Raw genomic sequence first — 17,849 nt, forward strand, 5'->3', positions numbered from 1 at the left:
TCCCTGATGGAGAAGCCCATGCCGGGAGAAGACGCGGCGATCGCCGCGCACGCCGAGGTGCTGCGCTCGGACGCCCGCGCGCTCGAAGCCTGCGCCGGCCGCCTGCGCGAGGTCGGGGCGCGGCTGGAGGCCGACGGCGTCGCCCCGCCGTGGCTGCGGGCCTCCGTCGAGGCCCATCTCGCCGCCTGCCTCGCGGCCGTCGCCGACCTCGACGCGGCCGCGACCCGCCTGCGCCGCTACGCGGAGCGGGCGGGCCGCTGACCCCCTGGCTCAGGGGGCCTCGTGGACGGCGCGGGCGGCGGTCAGGCCGGACTCCAGGGCGCCCTCGATCCAGGCGTGCCAGAGGGAGCAGTGCTCGCCGGCGAAGTGGACACGGCCCTCCGGGGCGATGATCGCCTCGTGCAGGGCCGTCTGCTGGTGAGGCTCGAAGAGGGCGAAGGCGCCGGCCGCGTACGGGTCGTTGTACCAGGCGTGGGAGACGCCGAACTCGACGTGGTCGTGGATCTCCGGGTGGATCTTGGCGACGTCTTCGAGCGCCTGCTCGACGCGTTTCTGCGGCGGCATCGCGCCCCAGCGGAGCGCGTCCTGCCCCCAGGTGTAGGAGGCGAGCAGGACCACGCGGTCGTCGCCGTCGGCGGGGTGCGAGGGGTAGCAGATGCGCCGGATCGGCAGGTCGGTGACCGTGGTGCCGCCGACGATGCCGTCGGTCCGCTCCCAGAACGCCTGCCGCACCTGGAGCAGGATCTTGGTGGAGGCGTTGTAGTTGAGCTCGCGGATGGCGCGCTGCTTGCGGCGGGAGAAGGCGGGCCGGGTCTCCACGTCGCGCAGCACCGAGAACGGGATCGCGCAGATGGCGTGGTCGCCGGTGATCGACGTCCGGCCCGCACCCGTACGGACGTGCAAGGTCACCGAGTGGTCGTCCTGCTCGATGGCGGTCACCTCGTGGCCGAACCGGATGCGGGTGCGCAGCTCGCGGTAGAACGCCACGGGCAGCCGGTCGGCGCCGCCCACGATCTCCTGCATGTCCTCGAACGCCCGCCCGACGATCTCGCGGAACTGCTCGATGACGGCCGCGCCGAGGTTGGACTCGCGGAAGCTCATCACGCCGTAGAGCTCGATCGCGCCCTCGGAGAACCCGCGCTCGCGCAGGAAACCGCGGATCGAGTAGCGGTCGTACTCGGCGCAGATGCGGTCGAGCGCCTTCTCGCCCTCCAGCGCGTACAGGTCGTGGATCTCCTGGGTGACGGCCCGCCACAGATCCTCGTACGTGCGGCCGCGCTCGTGCTCGGCCAGGCCGAAGTCGATGAGCTGCGGGTCGCGGCCGAGCTCGCCGATGGTGGTCCTGACCCCCTGGATGTACGCGAGCGTACGGGGATTGTTCATCACGAAGGGGCGCTGGGGCAGCTTGAACCGGTCGCAGTAGGCGAGCGTGAGATCGTGCACGCGCGGGATGCGCATGGCGCCCGCCTCCGCGTACAGGCCGGGGGCGAAGTCGCGCAGAGTCAGCACCCGCCCGCCGACCCGCTGCTGGGCCTCCAGGACCACGGGGTCGTGGCCCTGGCGCATCAGCTCGTAGGCGGCCACCAGCCCGGCCATCCCGGCACCGATGACCAGCACGCGTTTGCGCGGCCGGCCACCGGCGCCCAGCCCCCGCCCGGCCGTCGTGACCAGGTCGGCGGGCACGCGGAGATCGTGGCGTGGGCGGGGCACGCCCGGAGGGTTCGCTTCCAGCGGGTCACCTCTCTGCGACAGACACATCAGGTAATCATGTGACTACCTTGCGTCAAAGGCTCTGTCGAGGAGGGTGGGGTTGGTCAGGACGTCGGCGTGGGGGAGGCGGGCGGCTCGTCGGAGCCGCGATCGTCCTGGTCCGGGCGGCGGTCGTCCTGGTGCGGGCCGCGGTCGCGCCAGTCGCCCCAGCCGTGCGGGCCGCCCCGCTCGCCCTTCTCACCCGGGCCGCCCTGTTCGCCGCGCTTGATCCGGTCGCCGCGCTCGTGCCAGGCGCGCGGGCGCGCCTCCGTGTCGTGGATCGCGACGGCGGTGGCCGTGCCGCCTTCCACCGTCGCCCTGACGCTGACCTTCTGGCCTGCCTTCACCGTGTCGAGGCCCGCGTCGCCGCGGTTGATCCTGGTGTCGGCGTTGACCGCGTACTCCCGGGTGTAGCCGTCCTCGCTCTTGACCGTGACGGAGTCCTGGTCGACGGCCGTGACCTCGCCGTACTGGGTGGCGATGGTGACATACTTGCCCTCGCCGTCGGGGACGACGAACTCGCCGTGGATGCCGACGCCCATCCGGTGCCCGCCCCAGCCCCAGGCCCGGCCGCGCTGCTTGTCGGCCGGGGCGTCGGTCGGGGACGCGCTGCCGGTGGCCGTGGGGGTGGGTGTGGGGGTGGGTGTGGGACTGCCGGAGGGCGGCGTCGAGAGGACGGCCGCGGTGGCGACTCCCGCACCGGTCATCACGACGAGCGCGGTGGCGCCGGCGAGCAGGAGAGACCGAGGGAAACGACGCCTGGGCGGCTCGCCGCCCAGCGTCTCCGCGGTGCTGAATCCGTCTGGCTCAGTGGTCATGGATCCTTGCCTCCCCGATAAGTCGTCGTGAGACCAAGAATGCATCTCACGGACTAAGGCGGCGGTAAGCATCCATGAGGGAGGTCTACGGGCGGAACTCCTGGCGGAACCGCCAGTACTGCTTGCCGGCGGAGGTGGTGTGCCCGGTCGCCTTCGCATAGCCGTACACGGACGCGACGTTGTGCCGCTTGGCCTGCTTGTTCGACTCGGGGGTGTCGTAGACGCTGTCGACGATCACCGTGACCTTCCCTTCGAAGGTCTGGACGATGTCGTTGAAGAAGAGCTCGAGGCGTTTCTTGCACGCGTCACACGGGCCGATGTTGCCCACCACGAGGACGTGGACCTTGTGGACCTCCTTGAGGGTGATGGCCTGTCCCGTGATCCAGTCGTACGCGTCCTGCAATGCGGCGACCTCGCTGTCATGGCTGGACAGCCGCGCCTCGTCCTCGCTGATGTCGTGCGGGCGTGGATGCGCGTCCTGGCTCTTGGAAGTGAGGGAATAGAGTGCCTCTCCTCCTGAACTGGCTGTCTTGACCGCCGTCTGGTAGCTGTTCTCCTGGTTGAACGTGACATCGTCGTTCACCATGATCAGCGCTTGGGTGTACAAGCCCTCGGCGCTGGCGTGCACGTCTGAAAGCGCCGCGGAGATGATCTTGTCGAGCGGATCGTTCGAATGCGGGGTCGAGAGGGACATCTGGCCTCCTTGCCGATGTGAGGACCCCAATGTTTCACCGGCGCGGGAGGAGTCAACGCGGTGGCGGTGTCAACCATTGACAGGCCACATGCGGACAGAACCTGTATTTATTTCTCGTCGCGGAGTCGATGGGTGGATCTTTGCAGCTCAACAGTACGAGAGGATTATTCGCTTTTGTTCTTGATGTGGTCTCGTGATTTGTCTGAAGTGTGGTTATTGGGGTGGATTGTGGTGGTGGTGAATGTGAAAAACTTGGAGCGCGATTACTGGTCGAGTCAGAGTGAAGAGCTGGTAAAAGTGAACACAAGCACCGCCACCCGCGCGTCTTCATTCGGATAACGGAATTCGACAGTCCCGCTGCTCGCGGCGACGGCTCCCCACCCCAAGGACCTGTCATGATCACTTCGGATCATCTGTACGGTGCGTTGCTCGGAGGCGGCGCCGTGGCCGTCATCGCCGTGCTGGCGGCAGCGCTCGTCTGGCAGCTCGCCGCCAAGCGCACCGCGATCAGCGCCAGGGAGGCCGCGCGGCAGCAGGCACGCGTCTTCGAGCAGGAGGCCGAGGAGGCGCTGAAGCGGGCCGAGGCGAACGGACAGTGGTACCAAGCGGTGGTCAACGAGTTCGGCCACCTGGTCGACCGGTTACGAGCGGTGGCCGACGTCGAGGCCGGGCATCCCGGTGTCGAGGTTCCCGGGCTGTTGCACCCGTTCCTGGCCGACACGCCCGTGGCCGCCTGCTGCCAGGAGGCGGAGGATCTCGTGCGCGAGCGGGCGGCGGCGATCCGCGGCGAGGTGTCCGCGGCGGCGCGGGCCGGGGTGCGCGGCATCGCCGACGCCGCGCAGGCGTCGCTCACCAGGCTCCAGCTGAAGATCGACCAGGAGCTGAGCACCCACTCCGGCTCCGGCTCGTACCTGCGCGGCCTGACCGAGATCGACCACCTGGGCACCCAGGCCCTGCACAGCCTGCAGCGGCTGCGCATCCTCGCCGGGTCCTGGCCGGGGGTCCAGCGCGACGACTGCACGTTCCGGGAGATCATCGAGAGCGCCAAAGGCCGCATCGGCCACTTCCTGCGGATCGACTACAGCTACCAGCCCGACACGGGGGAGACCTGGGTCGAGGGCCGTGTCGCCGAGCCCGTCATCGTCGCACTGGCCGAACTGCTCGACAACGCCACGAGCTACTCCGACAGCCAGGTCGACGTGTACGCGCAGCGGGTGCAGGCCGGTTGCCGCGTCGTGGTGGAAGACCGCGGCCTGGGGATGAACTCCTTCCAGCGGGCCGAGGCCGAGCGGCTGCTGTCCCAGCACGCGCCGCTGGACGCCGCCAGCCTGAAGGACGAGCGGCGGCTCGGGTTCGCGGTCATCGGGCGGCTGGCTCACGACTACGGCTTCCGCGTCGACGTGAGCGCCCCGTCCAGCAGCGGGGGAGTGAAGGCCGTCTGCCTCGTGCCCGCCGAGCTGCTGAGCGACCCCGCCGGAGACCGGTCCGCCGAGGCGCTCGGCGAGTCTGCCGAAGCCCAGCCTGCCGAAGCCCAGCCTGCCGAAGCCCAGCCTGCTGAGGCACGGCCGGAGCCGGTCGCCGATCCGGATCCGGTCCCGGTTCCGGCGGCCGATGTGGGCACCACCACGGCCTCGGGGTTGCCCAAGCGGCAGGCTCGGCAGCCGGCTCCGGCGCCTCCCGCCAGGCCCGTCACCTCCGTCTCGCCCCGCGCGACCGCCGACCCCATCGCGATCGCCGGCGACGACGACACCGATCCCGGCCTCGAATCGATCTTCAACGCGTTGCGCGCCGGATACGCCGACCCTGACACCGACCAAGGACAGGCTCAGCCATGACCACCCAGCCCACCGCCGACATCATCGACATGACCGGGACCCTCGACCGCCTGGTCGACGAGCACGACGACATCGTCAACGCGATGCTGTTCACCACCGACGGCCTGCTGCTGGCGCGTTCGGCGGGTCTCGGCCAGGACGACGCCGAGCGCACCGCCGCCATGATGTCCGGCCTGCAGTCGCTGCAGCGCCAGCTCGCCGGGTTCTGCGGCCTGGCCCCCGAGCAGCAGCTCATGGCCCCGTGGCGGCACATGATCAGCGACCTGACCGACGTCACCGTGCTGCTGTTCGCCGCCGGTGAGCGCACCGGGCTCGCCGTGTCCGTCCGCGGCGCGTCCACGACCGGGCCGGTCGCCGTGGCGATCCAGGCCACCATGAAGACGATCAGGGGGCTGCAGCCGGTGCTCGGCGCCCGGGAGCGGGGCACTCCGTCGTGAGCGGGCCGCGGCGCGGGCGGGCCAGCGTGGTGCGCTCGCACACCGTCACGGGCGGCGGCGCCCTCCCGGAACGGTCCCATCTGGACGAGGCCACCCTGCTCATCGCCGACCCCCGGCGGTCGCCCGCCGGGCTGCCCGCGCACGCCCACCGGACGATGACCCTGTGCCTGCCGGGCGTGCTCTCCGTCGCGGAGGTGGCCCACCACCTGCGGCTGCCCGGCGCGGTCGTCAAGGTCGTCGTCTCCCAGTTGATCGACAGCGGCCACCTGAGTGCCCGCGCGCCCTACGTCCCCACCGCCGGCCAGTACGACGCCGCCTTCCTCCAGCAGGTGTTGGATGCCCTACACAAACTCTGATCGCTACGTGCCCGCGGCGGCACGCCCGGTGAAAATCGTCGTGCTCGGTCCGTTCGCAGTGGGTAAGACCACCTTCATCGGCACCGTGTCGGAGATCCGGCCCATGCACACCGAAGAGCAGATGACCCAGGCGGGGCGCCTCGTGGACGACCTCGACGACCTGCGCGACAAGAGCACCACGACCGTCGCGATGGACTTCGGCCGTCTCACGCTGACCTCCGACATCGTGCTCTACCTGTTCGGCGCCCCCGGGCAGCAGCGCTTCAGCGGCATGGTGCGCTGTCTCATGGAAGGCGCCCTGGGCGGGCTGGTGCTGGCCGACACCCGCCGCATCGACCAGAGCTTCCCCGCCGTCGACCTGCTCGAACAGGCCGGCCTGCCCTACGTCGTCGGCGTCAACCACTTCGACGGCGCCCCCCGTTACGCCGAGGCCGATCTGCGTGACAGCCTCAGCCTGCCCGCCCACCACCGCCTGGTCAGCCTGGACGCCCGCGAGCTCCGCTCCGCCAAGCAAGGCCTGATCGCCCTCGTCACCGCCATCCTCGACCGGTCCCGCCTGGAGCCCGCCCGATGATCCCCACCACCACGGCCGTCCGCCTGTTCGGCGACGACTTCACCGCCCGCCCCGACGACGCGTACGCGGAGCTGCGCGCCGCCGGTCCCGTCGCCTGGGCGGAGATCGCCGAGGGCGTGCGCGCCCTGGTCGTCACCGGCCGGCACGCCGCCCGTGACCTGCTCAACGACAACGAGACGTACAGCAAGGACAGCCGCCAGTGGGCCGACCTGGTGGCGGGGCGCGTCCCGCAGGACAGCCCGGTGCTGGCGCTGATGGCGTTCCGGCCGAGCCTGCTGTACGCGGACGGCGACCGGCACGCCAGGCTGCGGCGGGCCATGGACGACTGCCTGGCCCGGATCAACCTGCACCTGCTGCACGACCGCGCCCGCGCGCACGCCGGGCACCTCGTCGGCCGGTTCGCCGGTGACGGCCACGCCGACCTGATGAGCCAGTTCGCCGACCTGCTGCCGCTGCGGGTCTTCACCGACCTGCTCGGCTGCCCCGCGCCGCTGGTCGAGCGGATGCTGGACGGCTGCCACAACATGATCAACGCCGGGCCGGAGGCCGAGCGCGGAGCGGCCGAGCTGGCCCACTGCCTCGCCGAGATCATCCAGCTGAAGAGCCGCCGCCCGGGAGACGACTGCACCTCCTGGATGCTGGCGCACCCGGCCCGGCTCAGCCCCGAGGAGATCCTGCACCAGCTCGTCGTGCTCATCGGCGCCGGCACGGTGCCCACCGCCGCCTGGATCGCCTCCACGCTGCGCCTGCTGCTGACCGACGAGGAGTACGCCGGAGACCTGGCCGGCGGCGCGATCACCGTGCGCCGGGCCATGGAACAGGTGCTGTGGACCCGCTCACCCATGGCGAACTTCTCCGTCCACTACGCCCGCCACGACACCACCCTGCACGGGGTGCCCATCCCCGCCGGCGTGCCCGTCCTGATCAGCCACGCCGCCACCGGGACCGACCCGGCCGTGCCGCACCCCGGCTACGGCAACCGCTCCCACCTGGCCTGGTCGGCCGGGCCGCACCGCTGCCCGGCTGAGAGCCACGCCGCCGTCATCGCCCAGACGGGCGTCGAGACGCTGCTCGACCGCCTGCCGAACCTCGATCTGATCGACGCCGACGCCGCCAACCGGCCCGGCCCCTTCCACCAATGTCCCGCGACCCTCGGCATCCGCTTCCGCCCCCTCCCAGCAGACACCCGCACCACCGCACCCGTGTCCCCGCTGCCCGCCGGAGGTATCCGTGACCATCCCGCCCGCGATCCTCGACACGACCGCCACCCGCCTCCATGAACAGACCGACCGGCTGCGCGCGACCGGTCCCGCCGTCCCCGTCCAGCTCCCCGAGGACGTCATCGCCTGGTCCGTCACCCGCGGCGACGTCGTCAAGCACCTGCTGACCCACCCGGACGTCTCCAAGGACGCCCGCAAGTCCTGGCCCGGCTACCGCCCGTTCGCGATCGCGTGGCTGGCCGCCTGGGTCGACGTCATCAGCATGTTCACCACTGACGGAGACGACCACAAACGGCTCAAGGACCTGGTGGGCCGGGCCTTCACCACCCGCCGCATCAACGCCATGCGCCCCGCGATCGAGACCATCGTCCGCTCGTTACTCGACGACCTGGCCGCCGAGCCCCCCGGCCAGGAGGTCGACCTGCGGGCCCGCTTCTGCTACCGCGTCCCCACCCGCGTCATCTGCGACCTGTTCGGCGTCCCGGAGGAGCAGCGGCCCACCATGCTCGCCGCCATCGACGCCGTACTCGACACCACCGTCACCCCCGAGCAGGCCGGGCGGGTCCAGCAGGACATGTTCGCGGTGATCCACGCGCTCATCGCCGCCAAACGCGCCGAGCCCGGCGACGACATGACCAGCCTGCTGCTGACCGCGCAGGAACGCGACGAGGACCGGCTCAGCCCGGACGAGCTCGTCAGCACCCTCATCCTGATGATCGGGGCGGGCAGCGAGACCACCGTCTCGCTCCTCGACCACTCCGTCGCCGCCATGCTGGCCCACCCCGACCAGCTCGCCGCCGTCCTGAAATCCGGCGACCGCTGGGGCGACGTCATCGAGGAGAGCCTGCGCCGGAACTCGCCGATCATGCACATGCCGCTGAGGTACGCGACAGCCCCCATCGACCTCGGCGACGGCGTCGTCATCGGCAAGGGCGACGCCATCCTCATCGGGTTCGGCGCGCACGGCCTCGACCCGGCCGTCAACCCCGACCCCGGCCGCTACGACATCGACCGGCACGACCGCCAGCACCTGGCCTTCGGCCACGGCATGCACTTCTGCCTCGGCGCGCCGCTGGCCCGGCTGGAGGCCGCGGTCGCGCTGCCCGCCCTGTTCGGACGGTTCCCCGACCTCCGCCTGGCCCGTCCCGGGCAGGCGCTCCGGCCGCAGCCCTCGTTCATCGCCAACGACGTACGAGAGCTGCCCGTTCTCCTGTCATGACGCCGTTCGATCCAGCCCCGGGCCGGGGCTGGATCGTGGCGGCGTGAACTCATGACCTGTCGTCGGGCGGGGGCGCGAACTGGCCGAAGCGCACGTGACGGGTTCGGTCGTCGAAGGGCGGCTGGGCCTGTCCCTGCGGGGGAGCGGGGGGTCCGTACTGGTTGCCGCCGTACTGACCTTGCGGGTGGCCGTCGGGCTGGCCGTGCGGGGGGCCGTCGTACCGGCCCTGCTGCCGGCCGCCGTACTGACCCTGCGGGTGGCCGTACTGGCCCTGCCGGGCGCTGCCGTACTGGCCGTGTTGGTGGCCGCCGTGCTGGTCGGGGCCGTACTGGTTCCCGGCGTACTGGCCGTTGGCGGGCTGGTCGTAGCGGGGGTCGTGCTGCGGGCCGGATCCGTACGGTCCCTGCGCCCCGTGCTGAGCGGCGGGGAGCTGCTGCATGGGGTACGGCGACGGCGGGGCGTAGCCGCCCGGGCCGTTGGGGCCGCCGAGAGGCTGCTGCGGACGCCGGCGGCGGCCGCGCAGGACCTTCACCAGGATCAGCGCGATCACGATGGCGACCAGCACGCCGGCCCCGATCAGCACCCACATCAGGATCGGCTTGGGCGACTGGTCCTTGCCCGCGGAGATCGCCTGCTGCGACTCGGAGATGTACTTGGCCACGTACGGGTGGTTCGGGAACAGCGCCTGCACCTCGCGGAACTTGGGCAGCGCGTCCTCGTAGTAGTGGCGGAAGTAGTCGTTCAGCGCCTCGTTGTACCGGGTCGTGGTGAGGGCCTGGGCCGGCTTGATGTTCTTCTCGCCGAGCTTCTCCTTCACGATGCTCACCGGCAGCACGAAGCTCTCGCTCTCCGAGGCCTCGCCGCCGGCGCTCACCGTGCCGGCGATCAGCATGCCGATGACCTTGCCCTCCTTGGAGAACACCGGGCCACCGGAGTTGCCGTGGTAGGAGGGCGCCTGGGTCTGGATGTACGGCACGCCGGTCTGCGTGGCGCGCGTCGCGTTGTACGGGCCCTCGGTCAGCGCCGGCTCCAGCCTCGACTCCAGGCTGAAGAACGCCGTGTTGGTGACCAGGCCGGGGAAGCCGCTGATGTAGAGCGTCTCGCCGGTGCGCACGTCGCTGTCCTCGCCCAGCGGAACGGTCGGCAGGTTCTGCTGGCCGTTGACCTTGAGCAGCGCGAAGTCCTTGCCCGGGTAGTTCTCGCCCACGGACACCAGCTCGGCCGGGATCGGCTTGGCGGTCTTGTCCACGCCGCCGCCGGGGAGGCTCTGGAGCACCGTCAGGCTCTGCTGCAGGTTGCGGATCTTCATGTGCGTCGTGTTGAACGTCACGAAGATCGACTGAGCGAGCTTGAGGATCTCCTCGTCCGTCTCGATGCCCTGGAGGCCGCTGACGATGCCCTGCGCGTCCTCCTGGTTGAACTTGGCCAGCGCCTGCTGCGCGAACGTCTGCGCGAGCTCGGTCTCGCCGAACTGGACGCAGTGCGCGCCGGTGACCATGTAGCCGTCGGGGGTCACCCACCAGCCGGTGCACATGCCGCCGACCTCGGCCTCGACCGTCCGCTCCGGGGCGCTCACGCTCAGGTAGCGGTCCACGTCGGCGGCGATGCGCTGGAAGATCCACTTGGCGATGCTGCGCTCGTCCGCGGAGATCTTGCCGGAGGTCACGGCGTCGGTGGCCTGCTGGACGAGCTGGTTGAACGCGGCCTGGTTGAGCACGCTGGACGGCACGGCCACCGTGCCGGTGTAGGTCAGGCTGGTCAGCTGCACCGCGGGCTGGGTGCGGGCGGCGAGCCACGTGCCGACCGGGATGTCGGGCCGCTCATCGGCCCCGTCGTCGGCGGCCGCCGGCAGCGCGGGCATCGTGACCGCCATGATGACCGCCGCGACCGCGGCGATCCACTTCTTCCTACGTTTTCCACTCACAACCGGAGATGGTGCGGGACCGCTCTTGTGCCTGACTTGGAGCCGAATGGCACCTTTTCGCCAAGCCGGAAGACCCACGGCCCGCCGGTGGGCGGAGCCGTGGGTCTCGGGGGGCACGAGTCATGGTCGCTTCCCTTCCTCCCATGGGCGGCTATTTCGTGAGAAAGGGGTCATTAACTGTTTATGTGGTTACGGTATGGTCGCGCAGCAGGAAGTGGCTGACGCCGGTGGCATGCAGATAGGCGTGGAACTTCGGAGCTCTGGCCTTGGCCGTTTTGTCGGTGGTGACGATCGTGTGGATCACGTAGTTCCTCGACGGGTGCGTCAGAACCCTTCCGTACGCGAACGACGAGAACGACATGTCCCTGCGCGTGTTCACCGCGGTCGAGTCGAGCTTCGTCAGCCGCGCGGCGGCGGCCTTGGCGGCCTTCTCCGACGGGAACGCCATCGTCACCTGGACCGCCTTGAGATGCCCCCGATAGGCCGTGTAGGCGACCTGGATCGCGCGCTCGCACTTGTTGCCGGCCAGCACCCCCTGCCCGTCGACCGGATCACACGTGTCGTACGTCCAGCCGCCGACCTTCTTGGCCGAGAATCGCACGCCCTCCCAGTCGAAGCGCCAGTCCTCGAACTCGGTGTGCGCGATCGGCGATCCCGATTCGGGGCGGCCCGAGGCGGGCGGCGCGTCCGTGGGCTCGCCGGCCTGGTCGGTCGGCTCGCCGGACGGTTCGTCCTCGTTCTCCGCCGCGTTGCCGTCCGGCTCGCCCTCCGACGACTTGTCCTCCTCGGGCTGGTCTGATTGCCAGGGCGCGGACGTGGGGCGTGGGTCGTCGCCGGGCTGGGCGGCGGGCTTGGCCCCGGTGGCGTTGATGTACGAGAACGCGCCGACCGTGCCCCCGCCCAGCAGGACCACCGCCAGGCCGATGGAGAGCGCGACGACCAGGCCGGTGTTGCGCCGAGGGCGCAGGTCGAAGTCGGGCGGGCCCGGGGGCGGCGGGTTGAACCGGTCCTGCCAGGAGCGCGGGTTCTGCGGCTCCTGCCACGCCTGCGCGTCCTGCCACGGTTCCTGCCGCTGTTCCTGCCACGGCTGCTGCTCCTGCCGCGTCTGCTGTTCCTGCCACGGCTGCTGATCGGGCCAGGCCTGCTGTTCGGGCCAGGCTTGCTGGTCCTGTCGAACCTGCTGGTCGGGCCAAGCCTGCTGGTCCTGGCGGCCCCGCTGGTCGGGCCAGGCCTGCTGGTCCGGCCAGACCTGCTGGTCCTGACGGGGAGGCGGGTCCTGGCGGGGAGGCGGGTTCTGCCAGGGCTGCTGGTCGGGCCAGGCTTGCCGGTCCGGTGAGGGCTGCCGATGCTGGGGGTCCTCCCAGCCGCGCGGGCCGAAGGGGTCCTGCGGGTCGGGCGCCCCGTGCCGTCCCGACCGGCGGCCGAAGTCGGGTGGCGGGCCGCCCTGCCGGGGTTGCGGCCCGTTCCCCGGGCGACCCTGTCCCAGCGGTGGTTGCTGTGCCTGGCCCCACGGATCTTCCGGGTGAGGCTGTCGAGGATCGGTCATTGCCCCATTGTGAGATGGTATTTCGCCATTAATAGGACTACGCCCTTGAATGGCATGGGAATGAACCCGCGACCCGCACGCGTACGTACTAAAGCGAACCACGCACAATAAACCGGTTCGCGAACAGGGCGAAAGCTCTGCATGGGTAGAGGAGAGGGTGAATCACCCCCGATCTGCGCGAAAGGGAAACCGTGCACCCTGAGGAACATGCCGCCGACGACGGCTACGTCACGTACGACACGTTCGACGGACCGGACCTCGACATCACGCGCTGGAGCCCGGCGCGGCTGCCGCTCCCGGAGGGCGGCGACCACACCCCGCTCGACCCCGCCGCCGAGCTGGACGTCGGCGCGGGGGAGGCGCGCCTGCGGATCCCCCGCTTCACCATGGCCCACGACACGTTCCAGCCCGCCGACAGCGCCAAATACCTGATCTTCTCGACCCGGCGGTTCGCGCTGCCGCCCGATCGGCCCGCGACGTTCGCCGCCGATCTCGCGGTCGAGAACGTCGGCGGCGACCCGGACGACTACCGCCGGGCGATGGCCGCCTTCCACGTCTTCGACTTCGAGGACAGCAAGCGCGTCTTCGCCGTCTGCGGCACCTCCACGCGGGTGCTGGCGCTGCACGAGCAGCTGGGCGCGTGGGGCGCCGACCGGCCGTTCTACCACGTGGTCGAATCGCCGTACGAGGACTTCGGCGACGACTTCACCCGCCCCCGGACCTGCGAGATCACCCTAGACCGCGCCCGGAGCGCCGCCGTCTGGCAGGTCGACGGGCACCCGGTGTACGAGGCGCGCGGCACCTTGATCCCCGAGCGGGTGCGCGTCGGGTTCGGCGTCTGGACGATGCTGCCGATCCGGGACGGCCGCAGCCGCTCGCTCGCCGGCCAGGGCATCGACGCCCGATGGCGCCGGTTCCGCGTCCGCGGCGCGGGGTAGGGTCATCGATCCTTGCAAGGTTAGGCTAACCTTATTTAGCATGTCCGCCAGAGGGAGGCGATGCCTCGGTGGAGACACTGCTGAGCGGACCTGACGACACCTACGACATCCTGGGGATCGGCTTCGGCCCATCCAACCTCGCCCTGGCGATCGCGCTGGAGGAGCACAACGCGCGGGTCCCGGCGGGTGAACGGCTCCGGGCGGTGTTCCTGGAGAAGCAGCGTGACTTCGGCTGGCACAAGGGGATGCTGCTCGACGACGCGACCATGCAGGTGTCCTTCTTGAAGGACCTGGTCACCATGCGCGACCCGGCCAGCGACTTCAGCTTCCTCTGCTTCCTCAAGCAGAGCGGCAGACTGGTGGACTTCCTCAACCACAAGACGCTCTTCCCGCTGCGGATCGAGTTCCACGCCTACTTCGCGTGGGCGGCCGAGCGGATGCGCCACCTGGTCGAGTACGCGGCCGAGGCGGTGTCCGTCGAACCGGTGAGGGGGGAGGGCGGCGAGGTCACCGCGTTCGACGTGCTCGTCCGCGATCCGGAGCGCCCCGAGCGCACCTCCGTCCGCCGCACCCGCAACCTCTGCGTCGCGACCGGCCTGGAGCCGCACCTGCCTCCCGGCACCGTCGTCTCCGACCGGGTGTGGCACAACAGCGAACTGCTGCCCCGGGTGGCCGCCTTACGGGAGGCGGGGACTTCCGTGCGCAGGGCCCTGGTGCTGGGTGCCGGGCAGAGCGCCGCGGAGACGGCCGACTACCTGCACCGGACCTTCGCCGACGCGGAGATCTGCGCCGTGTTCGCCAAGTACGGGTACACCCCCGCCGACGACAGCCCGTTCGCCAACCAGATCTTCGACCCCGCCGCCGTGGACGCCTACTTCGGCGCCCCCGCCCAGGTCAAGCAGGCCCTGCTCGACTACCACCGGGGCACCAACTACTCGGTGGTCGACATGGATCTCATCGAGTCCCTGTACCGGACCGTCTACCGGGAGAAGGTGCTGGGCAGCGAGCGGCTGCGCATCCTGCGCGCCTCCCGCATCAGGGAGGTGCGGGCCGCGGGCGACCGGCTGCGGGCCGAGGTGGAGTTCCTGCCCACCGGCGAACGCGAGGTGATCGAAGCCGACCTGCTCGTGCACGCCACCGGCTACCGGCCGCAGGACATCGGCGCCGTGCTCGGCCGGGCGGCCAAGCTCTGCCTCCGCGACGAGGAGGACGAGGTCAGGATCGGCCGCGACTACCGCGTCGAGACGGCCGCGCACGTGTCCGCCGGCATCTACCTGCAAGGCGCGGGCGAGCACACCCACGGGCTCACCTCGACGCTCCTGTCCACCACCGCGATCAGGGCAGGAGAGATCCGCGACTCGCTGCTCGCCCGCCGGGCGCCGCGGGCCAGGGCGGCCACCTAGTGGTCGTCTCCGAGGGCCGAGCGGCCCTCGCCGCGGAGCGGCCGGCGGGCCCGGCCGCGGGTCTCGCGGCGACCACCGCAGGCCGGAGCGGCTGGCTGCTCGCGCTGGTCGCGGCGCTGGCGGTCACCTGCGTGCTGAGCGTCGTCGTCGGCGCCAGAACCATCGCCCCGGCCACGGTCTGGGACGCCTTCGCGCACTTCTCCGGTACGGACGAGCACACGATCGTGCGTGAGCTGCGGGTGCCGAGGACCGTGCTCGGCCTGCTGGCCGGGGCCGCGCTGGGCGTCTCCGGCGCGATCCTCCAGGCCGTGACCCGCAACCCGCTGGCCGACACCCAGATCCTCGGGATGAACTCCGGGGCGGCGCTCTTCGTGGTGTTCGCCATCGGCGTGCTGGGGCTCACCGGGATCTGGTCGTACGTCTGGTTCGCCTTCGCCGGGGTGGCCGTCGCGACGGTCCTCGTCTACGCGCTCGGCTCGATCGGGCGCGAGGGGGCGACGCCGCTCCGGCTGACGCTCGCCGGCGTCGCGCTGGGGGCGGTCCTGGAGGGCGCCTCGGCCGCGATCCGGCTGCTCAAGCCCAGGGCCTTCGACTACCTGCGGTTCTGGGACGTCGGCACGCTCGCCGGGCGGCCGATGACGATCGCCGCGGCCGTCGCCCCGTTCGTCCTGGCCGGGCTCGGCCTGGCGGCCGCGGCCGCCCGCTCGCTCAACGCCGTCGCGCTGGGCGACGACCTCGCCCGCACGCTCGGCGCCCACGTCGTCAGGACGCGGGTGCTGTCGGTGCTCTCGGTGACCCTGCTGACCGGCGCGGCGACGGCCGCCGTGGGGCCGATCGGGTTCGTCGGGCTCATGGTGCCGCACGCCGTGCGCCGGATCGTCGGGCCCGACCAGCGCTGGATCCTCGCGTACACGGTGATCTGCGCGCCGATCCTGCTGCTCGGCGCCGACATCGCCGGGCGGGTGCTGATGCGGCCGGGCGAGCTGCAGGCGGGGATCGTCACCGCGTTCCTGGGCGCGCCGGTGCTGATCTGGCTGATCCGCCGGAAGGCGGTGCGGGGCCTGTGAGCGGGGTGGACTTCGGGCACCGGGTCGTGGTCGTGCGCCGCCCCGGCCCGCTCTCCGTGCGGTTCGGCGCACGTACCGCGCTCGTCTGCGCCGGGCTCGGGCTGGCCGCGCTGGGGGTCGCCGTGCTCGGGCTGGGCAGCGGCGAGTTCGAGGTGCCGCCGGGCGAGGTGATCCAGGCGCTGGCCGGGCAGGGCTCGGGCGCGACCCGGCTGGTGATCGTGGAGTGGCGGCTGCCGCGCGTGCTGCTGGCGCTGCTCATCGGCGCGGCGCTCGGGCTCAGCGGCGCCGTCTTCCAGTCGCTGCTGCGCAACCCGCTGGGCAGCCCTGACGTGATCGGGTTCAACACCGGCGCGTACACCGGGGTGCTGGTCATGATGCTGTTCGTGGGCCGCGACCACCTCCAGACCGCGGCGGGCGCGCTGATCGGCGGGCTCCTGGCCGCCGCGGTCGTCTACCTGCTCGCCTACCGGCACGGCGTCCAGGGGTTCCGGCTCATCATCGTGGGCATCGCGATCAGCGCCGTCCTCGCCTCGGTGAACCAGTGGCTCATCATCAAGGTCAAGCTGCAGCTCGCCGTCGCCGCGGCGATCTGGGGGCAGGGCAGTCTCAACACGGTCACCTGGGACCAGGTCCCGGTCGTGGCCGCCGCGGTCACGCTGCTCGCCGGGGCGCTGCTCGCCCTCGGGCCGCGGCTGTCGCTGCTGGCCATGGGCGAGGAACCGGCCGCCGCGCTCGGCGTGCGCACCGAGCGGACCCGGGTGCTCTACCTCGTGGCCGGCGTCGCGCTCACCGCCGTGGCGACCGCGGCCGCGGGGCCGATCTCGTTCGTCGCGCTCGCCGCCCCGCAACTGGCCCGGCTGCTCACCCGTTCGGCGGGCGTGGCCTTGGCGCCTTCGGCCATGATGGGCGCGTTGCTGCTGACCACGAGCGACTGGCTCGGCCAGCGGCTGTTCGCCCCGACCCAGCTTCCCGTGGGCGTGGTGACGGTGTCGCTCGGCGGGCTCTACTTCGCCTGGCTGCTGGCCAGGCCGGCGCGAAAGGCGGGCACGTGAGACTGAGCGCCTCCGACCTCACCCTCGGCTACGACCAGCGGCCGATCAGCGAGCACCTCAGCGTCGAGATCCCCGACGGCGCGTTCACCGTGATCGTCGGGCCGAACGCCTGCGGCAAGTCCACCCTGCTGCGGGCGTTGTCCCGGCTGCTCAAACCGTCGGCGGGACAGGTGGTGCTGGACGGCCGGGACATCCACGCCTACCCGGCCAAGGAGGTCGCCAGGCGGCTCGGCCTGCTGCCGCAGTCGTCGATCGCCCCGGAGGGCATCTCCGTGGCCGACCTGGTGGCGCGCGGGCGTCACCCGCACCAGAAGCTGCTGCGGCAGTGGTCGGCGCGGGACGAGGCGGCCGTGGTGAGCGCGATGGAGGCCACCGGCGTCACCGAGCTGTCGGGCCGGCTCGTCGACACGCTCTCCGGCGGCCAGCGTCAGCGGGTCTGGGTGGCGATGGTGCTCGCCCAGGAGACCTCCATCGTGCTGCTGGACGAGCCGACCACCTTCCTCGACATCGCCCACCAGGTCGAGCTGCTCGAACTCTGCCTCCGGCTGAACCGGGAGCAGCGCAACACCATGGTGGCCGTCCTGCACGACCTCAACCAGGCCTGCCGGTACGCCGACCACCTCATCGCGATGAAGGACGGCGCCGTCGTGGCGCAGGGCGACCCCCGGGAGGTCGTCACCGCCGAACTGATCGAGAATGTGTTCGGGCTGCCGTGTCGCATCATCGACGACCCGGAGACCCACACCCCGCTCGTCATCCCCCGTTCCCACCACGCAACCAGGAGAGACGATGTCCGACAACCCCTTCGACGATGAGAACGGCACCTTCTACGTGCTGGTGAACGATGAGGAGCAGCACTCCCTGTGGCCGACCTTCAAGGAGGTGCCGCAGGGCTGGCGCGTCGTCTTCGGCGAGGGCGGCCGGAGCGGGCGCCAGGAGTGCGTCGACTACGTCGAGGAACACTGGACCGACCTGCGGCCCAAGAGCCTGCGCGAGAGCATGGCCGCCGAGCAGTGA

The 17,849-nt window shown here is 71.2% G+C and carries 18 protein-coding genes; 13 read left to right on the forward strand and 5 right to left on the reverse strand.

The window, feature by feature from the left end; translation table 11 throughout:
* Positions 1-18: 18 nt before the first annotated feature.
* Entirely contained in the window at positions 19-261 is a 243-nt protein-coding gene (locus ACGFI7_RS13715; RefSeq protein ID WP_393403480.1) for a hypothetical protein, read from the forward strand.
* A 9-nt stretch (positions 262-270) separates the two neighbouring features.
* Here the strand turns inward: ACGFI7_RS13715 and ACGFI7_RS13720 are convergent, their stop codons facing one another.
* From ACGFI7_RS13720 to ACGFI7_RS13730, 3 genes are all read right to left on the reverse strand, one after another.
* Positions 271-1,683, reverse strand: coding sequence for a flavin monoamine oxidase family protein (locus tag ACGFI7_RS13720; RefSeq protein WP_393403482.1), 1,413 nt, complete (start codon positions 1,681-1,683; stop codon positions 271-273).
* Between the two features lie 131 nt (positions 1,684-1,814).
* Positions 1,815-2,567, reverse strand: a complete 753-nt coding sequence (locus tag ACGFI7_RS13725) for a hypothetical protein (RefSeq protein ID WP_393403484.1) — start codon at positions 2,565-2,567, stop codon at positions 1,815-1,817.
* Between the two features lie 85 nt (positions 2,568-2,652).
* The gene (locus tag ACGFI7_RS13730) at positions 2,653-3,261 is read right to left on the reverse strand and encodes a hypothetical protein (RefSeq protein ID WP_393403486.1); all 609 of its coding nucleotides are present in this window, start codon (positions 3,259-3,261) and stop codon (positions 2,653-2,655) included.
* Between the two features lie 395 nt (positions 3,262-3,656).
* On the opposite strand from ACGFI7_RS13730, the gene ACGFI7_RS13735 reads away from it, so the two are divergent.
* Genes ACGFI7_RS13735 through ACGFI7_RS13760 form a run of 6 tightly spaced genes read left to right on the forward strand, consistent with a single transcriptional unit; the run spans position 3,657 to position 8,902 of the window.
* Positions 3,657-5,096, forward strand: a complete 1,440-nt coding sequence (locus ACGFI7_RS13735) for a hypothetical protein (RefSeq protein WP_393403488.1) — start codon at positions 3,657-3,659, stop codon at positions 5,094-5,096.
* Positions 5,093-5,533, forward strand: coding sequence for a roadblock/LC7 domain-containing protein (locus ACGFI7_RS13740; protein WP_393403491.1), 441 nt, complete (start codon positions 5,093-5,095; stop codon positions 5,531-5,533). Before ACGFI7_RS13735 ends, ACGFI7_RS13740 begins: the two co-directional genes overlap by 4 nt.
* Positions 5,530-5,889 (forward strand): DUF742 domain-containing protein, encoded by a 360-nt coding sequence (locus ACGFI7_RS13745; RefSeq protein ID WP_393403493.1) that lies wholly within the window; start codon positions 5,530-5,532, stop codon positions 5,887-5,889. The genes ACGFI7_RS13740 and ACGFI7_RS13745 overlap by 4 nt, the downstream gene beginning before the upstream one ends.
* A complete protein-coding gene (locus ACGFI7_RS13750; RefSeq protein ID WP_393403496.1) occupies positions 5,870-6,463 on the forward strand; it encodes an ATP/GTP-binding protein in 594 nt (197 codons plus the stop codon). Before ACGFI7_RS13745 ends, ACGFI7_RS13750 begins: the two co-directional genes overlap by 20 nt.
* A complete protein-coding gene (locus ACGFI7_RS13755) occupies positions 6,460-7,743 on the forward strand; it encodes a cytochrome P450 (RefSeq protein WP_393403499.1) in 1,284 nt (427 codons plus the stop codon). Before ACGFI7_RS13750 ends, ACGFI7_RS13755 begins: the two co-directional genes overlap by 4 nt.
* Positions 7,694-8,902: a cytochrome P450 gene (locus tag ACGFI7_RS13760; protein ID WP_393403502.1), complete on the forward strand. Its 1,209-nt coding sequence runs from the start codon at positions 7,694-7,696 to the stop codon at positions 8,900-8,902. The genes ACGFI7_RS13755 and ACGFI7_RS13760 overlap by 50 nt, the downstream gene beginning before the upstream one ends.
* A 49-nt stretch (positions 8,903-8,951) precedes the next feature.
* Here ACGFI7_RS13760 and ACGFI7_RS13765 read toward each other — a convergent pair whose 3' ends face one another.
* Together ACGFI7_RS13765 and ACGFI7_RS13770 are read right to left on the reverse strand one after the other, a co-directional pair.
* Positions 8,952-10,826, reverse strand: coding sequence for a trypsin-like peptidase domain-containing protein (locus tag ACGFI7_RS13765; RefSeq protein ID WP_393403505.1), 1,875 nt, complete (start codon positions 10,824-10,826; stop codon positions 8,952-8,954).
* Positions 10,827-11,007: 181 nt separating this feature from the next.
* Entirely contained in the window at positions 11,008-12,372 is a 1,365-nt protein-coding gene (locus ACGFI7_RS13770) for a hypothetical protein (protein ID WP_393403507.1), read from the reverse strand.
* 191 nt (positions 12,373-12,563) lie between these two features.
* On the opposite strand from ACGFI7_RS13770, the gene ACGFI7_RS13775 reads away from it, so the two are divergent.
* The 6 genes from ACGFI7_RS13775 to ACGFI7_RS13800 all read left to right on the forward strand — a co-directional run bounded on the left by ACGFI7_RS13775 (position 12,564) and on the right by ACGFI7_RS13800 (position 17,849).
* Positions 12,564-13,310 carry a DUF6081 family protein gene (locus ACGFI7_RS13775; protein WP_393403509.1) on the forward strand — a complete coding sequence of 249 codons (747 nt, stop codon included), beginning with the start codon at positions 12,564-12,566 and terminating at the stop codon, positions 13,308-13,310.
* A gap of 68 nt (positions 13,311-13,378) precedes the next feature.
* Entirely contained in the window at positions 13,379-14,713 is a 1,335-nt protein-coding gene (locus tag ACGFI7_RS13780) for a lysine N(6)-hydroxylase/L-ornithine N(5)-oxygenase family protein (RefSeq protein WP_393403512.1), read from the forward strand.
* Positions 14,713-15,780, forward strand: a complete 1,068-nt coding sequence (locus ACGFI7_RS13785) for a FecCD family ABC transporter permease (RefSeq protein WP_393403515.1) — start codon at positions 14,713-14,715, stop codon at positions 15,778-15,780. The genes ACGFI7_RS13780 and ACGFI7_RS13785 overlap by 1 nt, the downstream gene beginning before the upstream one ends.
* Complete coding sequence (locus ACGFI7_RS13790) at positions 15,777-16,832, forward strand: FecCD family ABC transporter permease (protein ID WP_393403518.1); 1,056 nt, start codon at positions 15,777-15,779, stop codon at positions 16,830-16,832. The genes ACGFI7_RS13785 and ACGFI7_RS13790 overlap by 4 nt, the downstream gene beginning before the upstream one ends.
* The gene (locus ACGFI7_RS13795) at positions 16,829-17,647 is read left to right on the forward strand and encodes an ABC transporter ATP-binding protein (protein ID WP_393403521.1); all 819 of its coding nucleotides are present in this window, start codon (positions 16,829-16,831) and stop codon (positions 17,645-17,647) included. The genes ACGFI7_RS13790 and ACGFI7_RS13795 overlap by 4 nt, the downstream gene beginning before the upstream one ends.
* On the forward strand, positions 17,622-17,849 hold the full coding sequence (locus ACGFI7_RS13800; protein WP_393403524.1) for an MbtH family protein: 228 nt from the start codon (positions 17,622-17,624) through the stop codon (positions 17,847-17,849). Before ACGFI7_RS13795 ends, ACGFI7_RS13800 begins: the two co-directional genes overlap by 26 nt.

Source organism: Nonomuraea sp. NPDC048826 (assembly GCF_043198225.1).
Taxonomy (GTDB): Bacteria; Actinomycetota; Actinomycetes; order Streptosporangiales; family Streptosporangiaceae; genus Nonomuraea.

Bases quoted from the DNA above. Each gene is read 5' to 3' on its own strand.
- ACGFI7_RS13715 (WP_393403480.1), top strand. From the start codon at position 19: ATGCCGGGAGAAGACGCGGCGATCGCCGCGCACGCCGAGGTGCTGCGC.
- ACGFI7_RS13725 (WP_393403484.1), bottom strand. From the start codon at position 2,567: ATGACCACTGAGCCAGACGGATTCAGCACCGCGGAGACGCTGGGCGGC.
- ACGFI7_RS13730 (WP_393403486.1), bottom strand. From the start codon at position 3,261: ATGTCCCTCTCGACCCCGCATTCGAACGATCCGCTCGACAAGATCATC.
- ACGFI7_RS13735 (WP_393403488.1), top strand. From the start codon at position 3,657: ATGATCACTTCGGATCATCTGTACGGTGCGTTGCTCGGAGGCGGCGCC.
- ACGFI7_RS13740 (WP_393403491.1), top strand. From the start codon at position 5,093: ATGACCACCCAGCCCACCGCCGACATCATCGACATGACCGGGACCCTC.
- ACGFI7_RS13750 (WP_393403496.1), top strand. From the start codon at position 5,870: ATGCCCTACACAAACTCTGATCGCTACGTGCCCGCGGCGGCACGCCCG.
- ACGFI7_RS13755 (WP_393403499.1), top strand. From the start codon at position 6,460: ATGATCCCCACCACCACGGCCGTCCGCCTGTTCGGCGACGACTTCACC.
- ACGFI7_RS13770 (WP_393403507.1), bottom strand. From the start codon at position 12,372: ATGACCGATCCTCGACAGCCTCACCCGGAAGATCCGTGGGGCCAGGCA.
- ACGFI7_RS13800 (WP_393403524.1), top strand. From the start codon at position 17,622: ATGTCCGACAACCCCTTCGACGATGAGAACGGCACCTTCTACGTGCTG.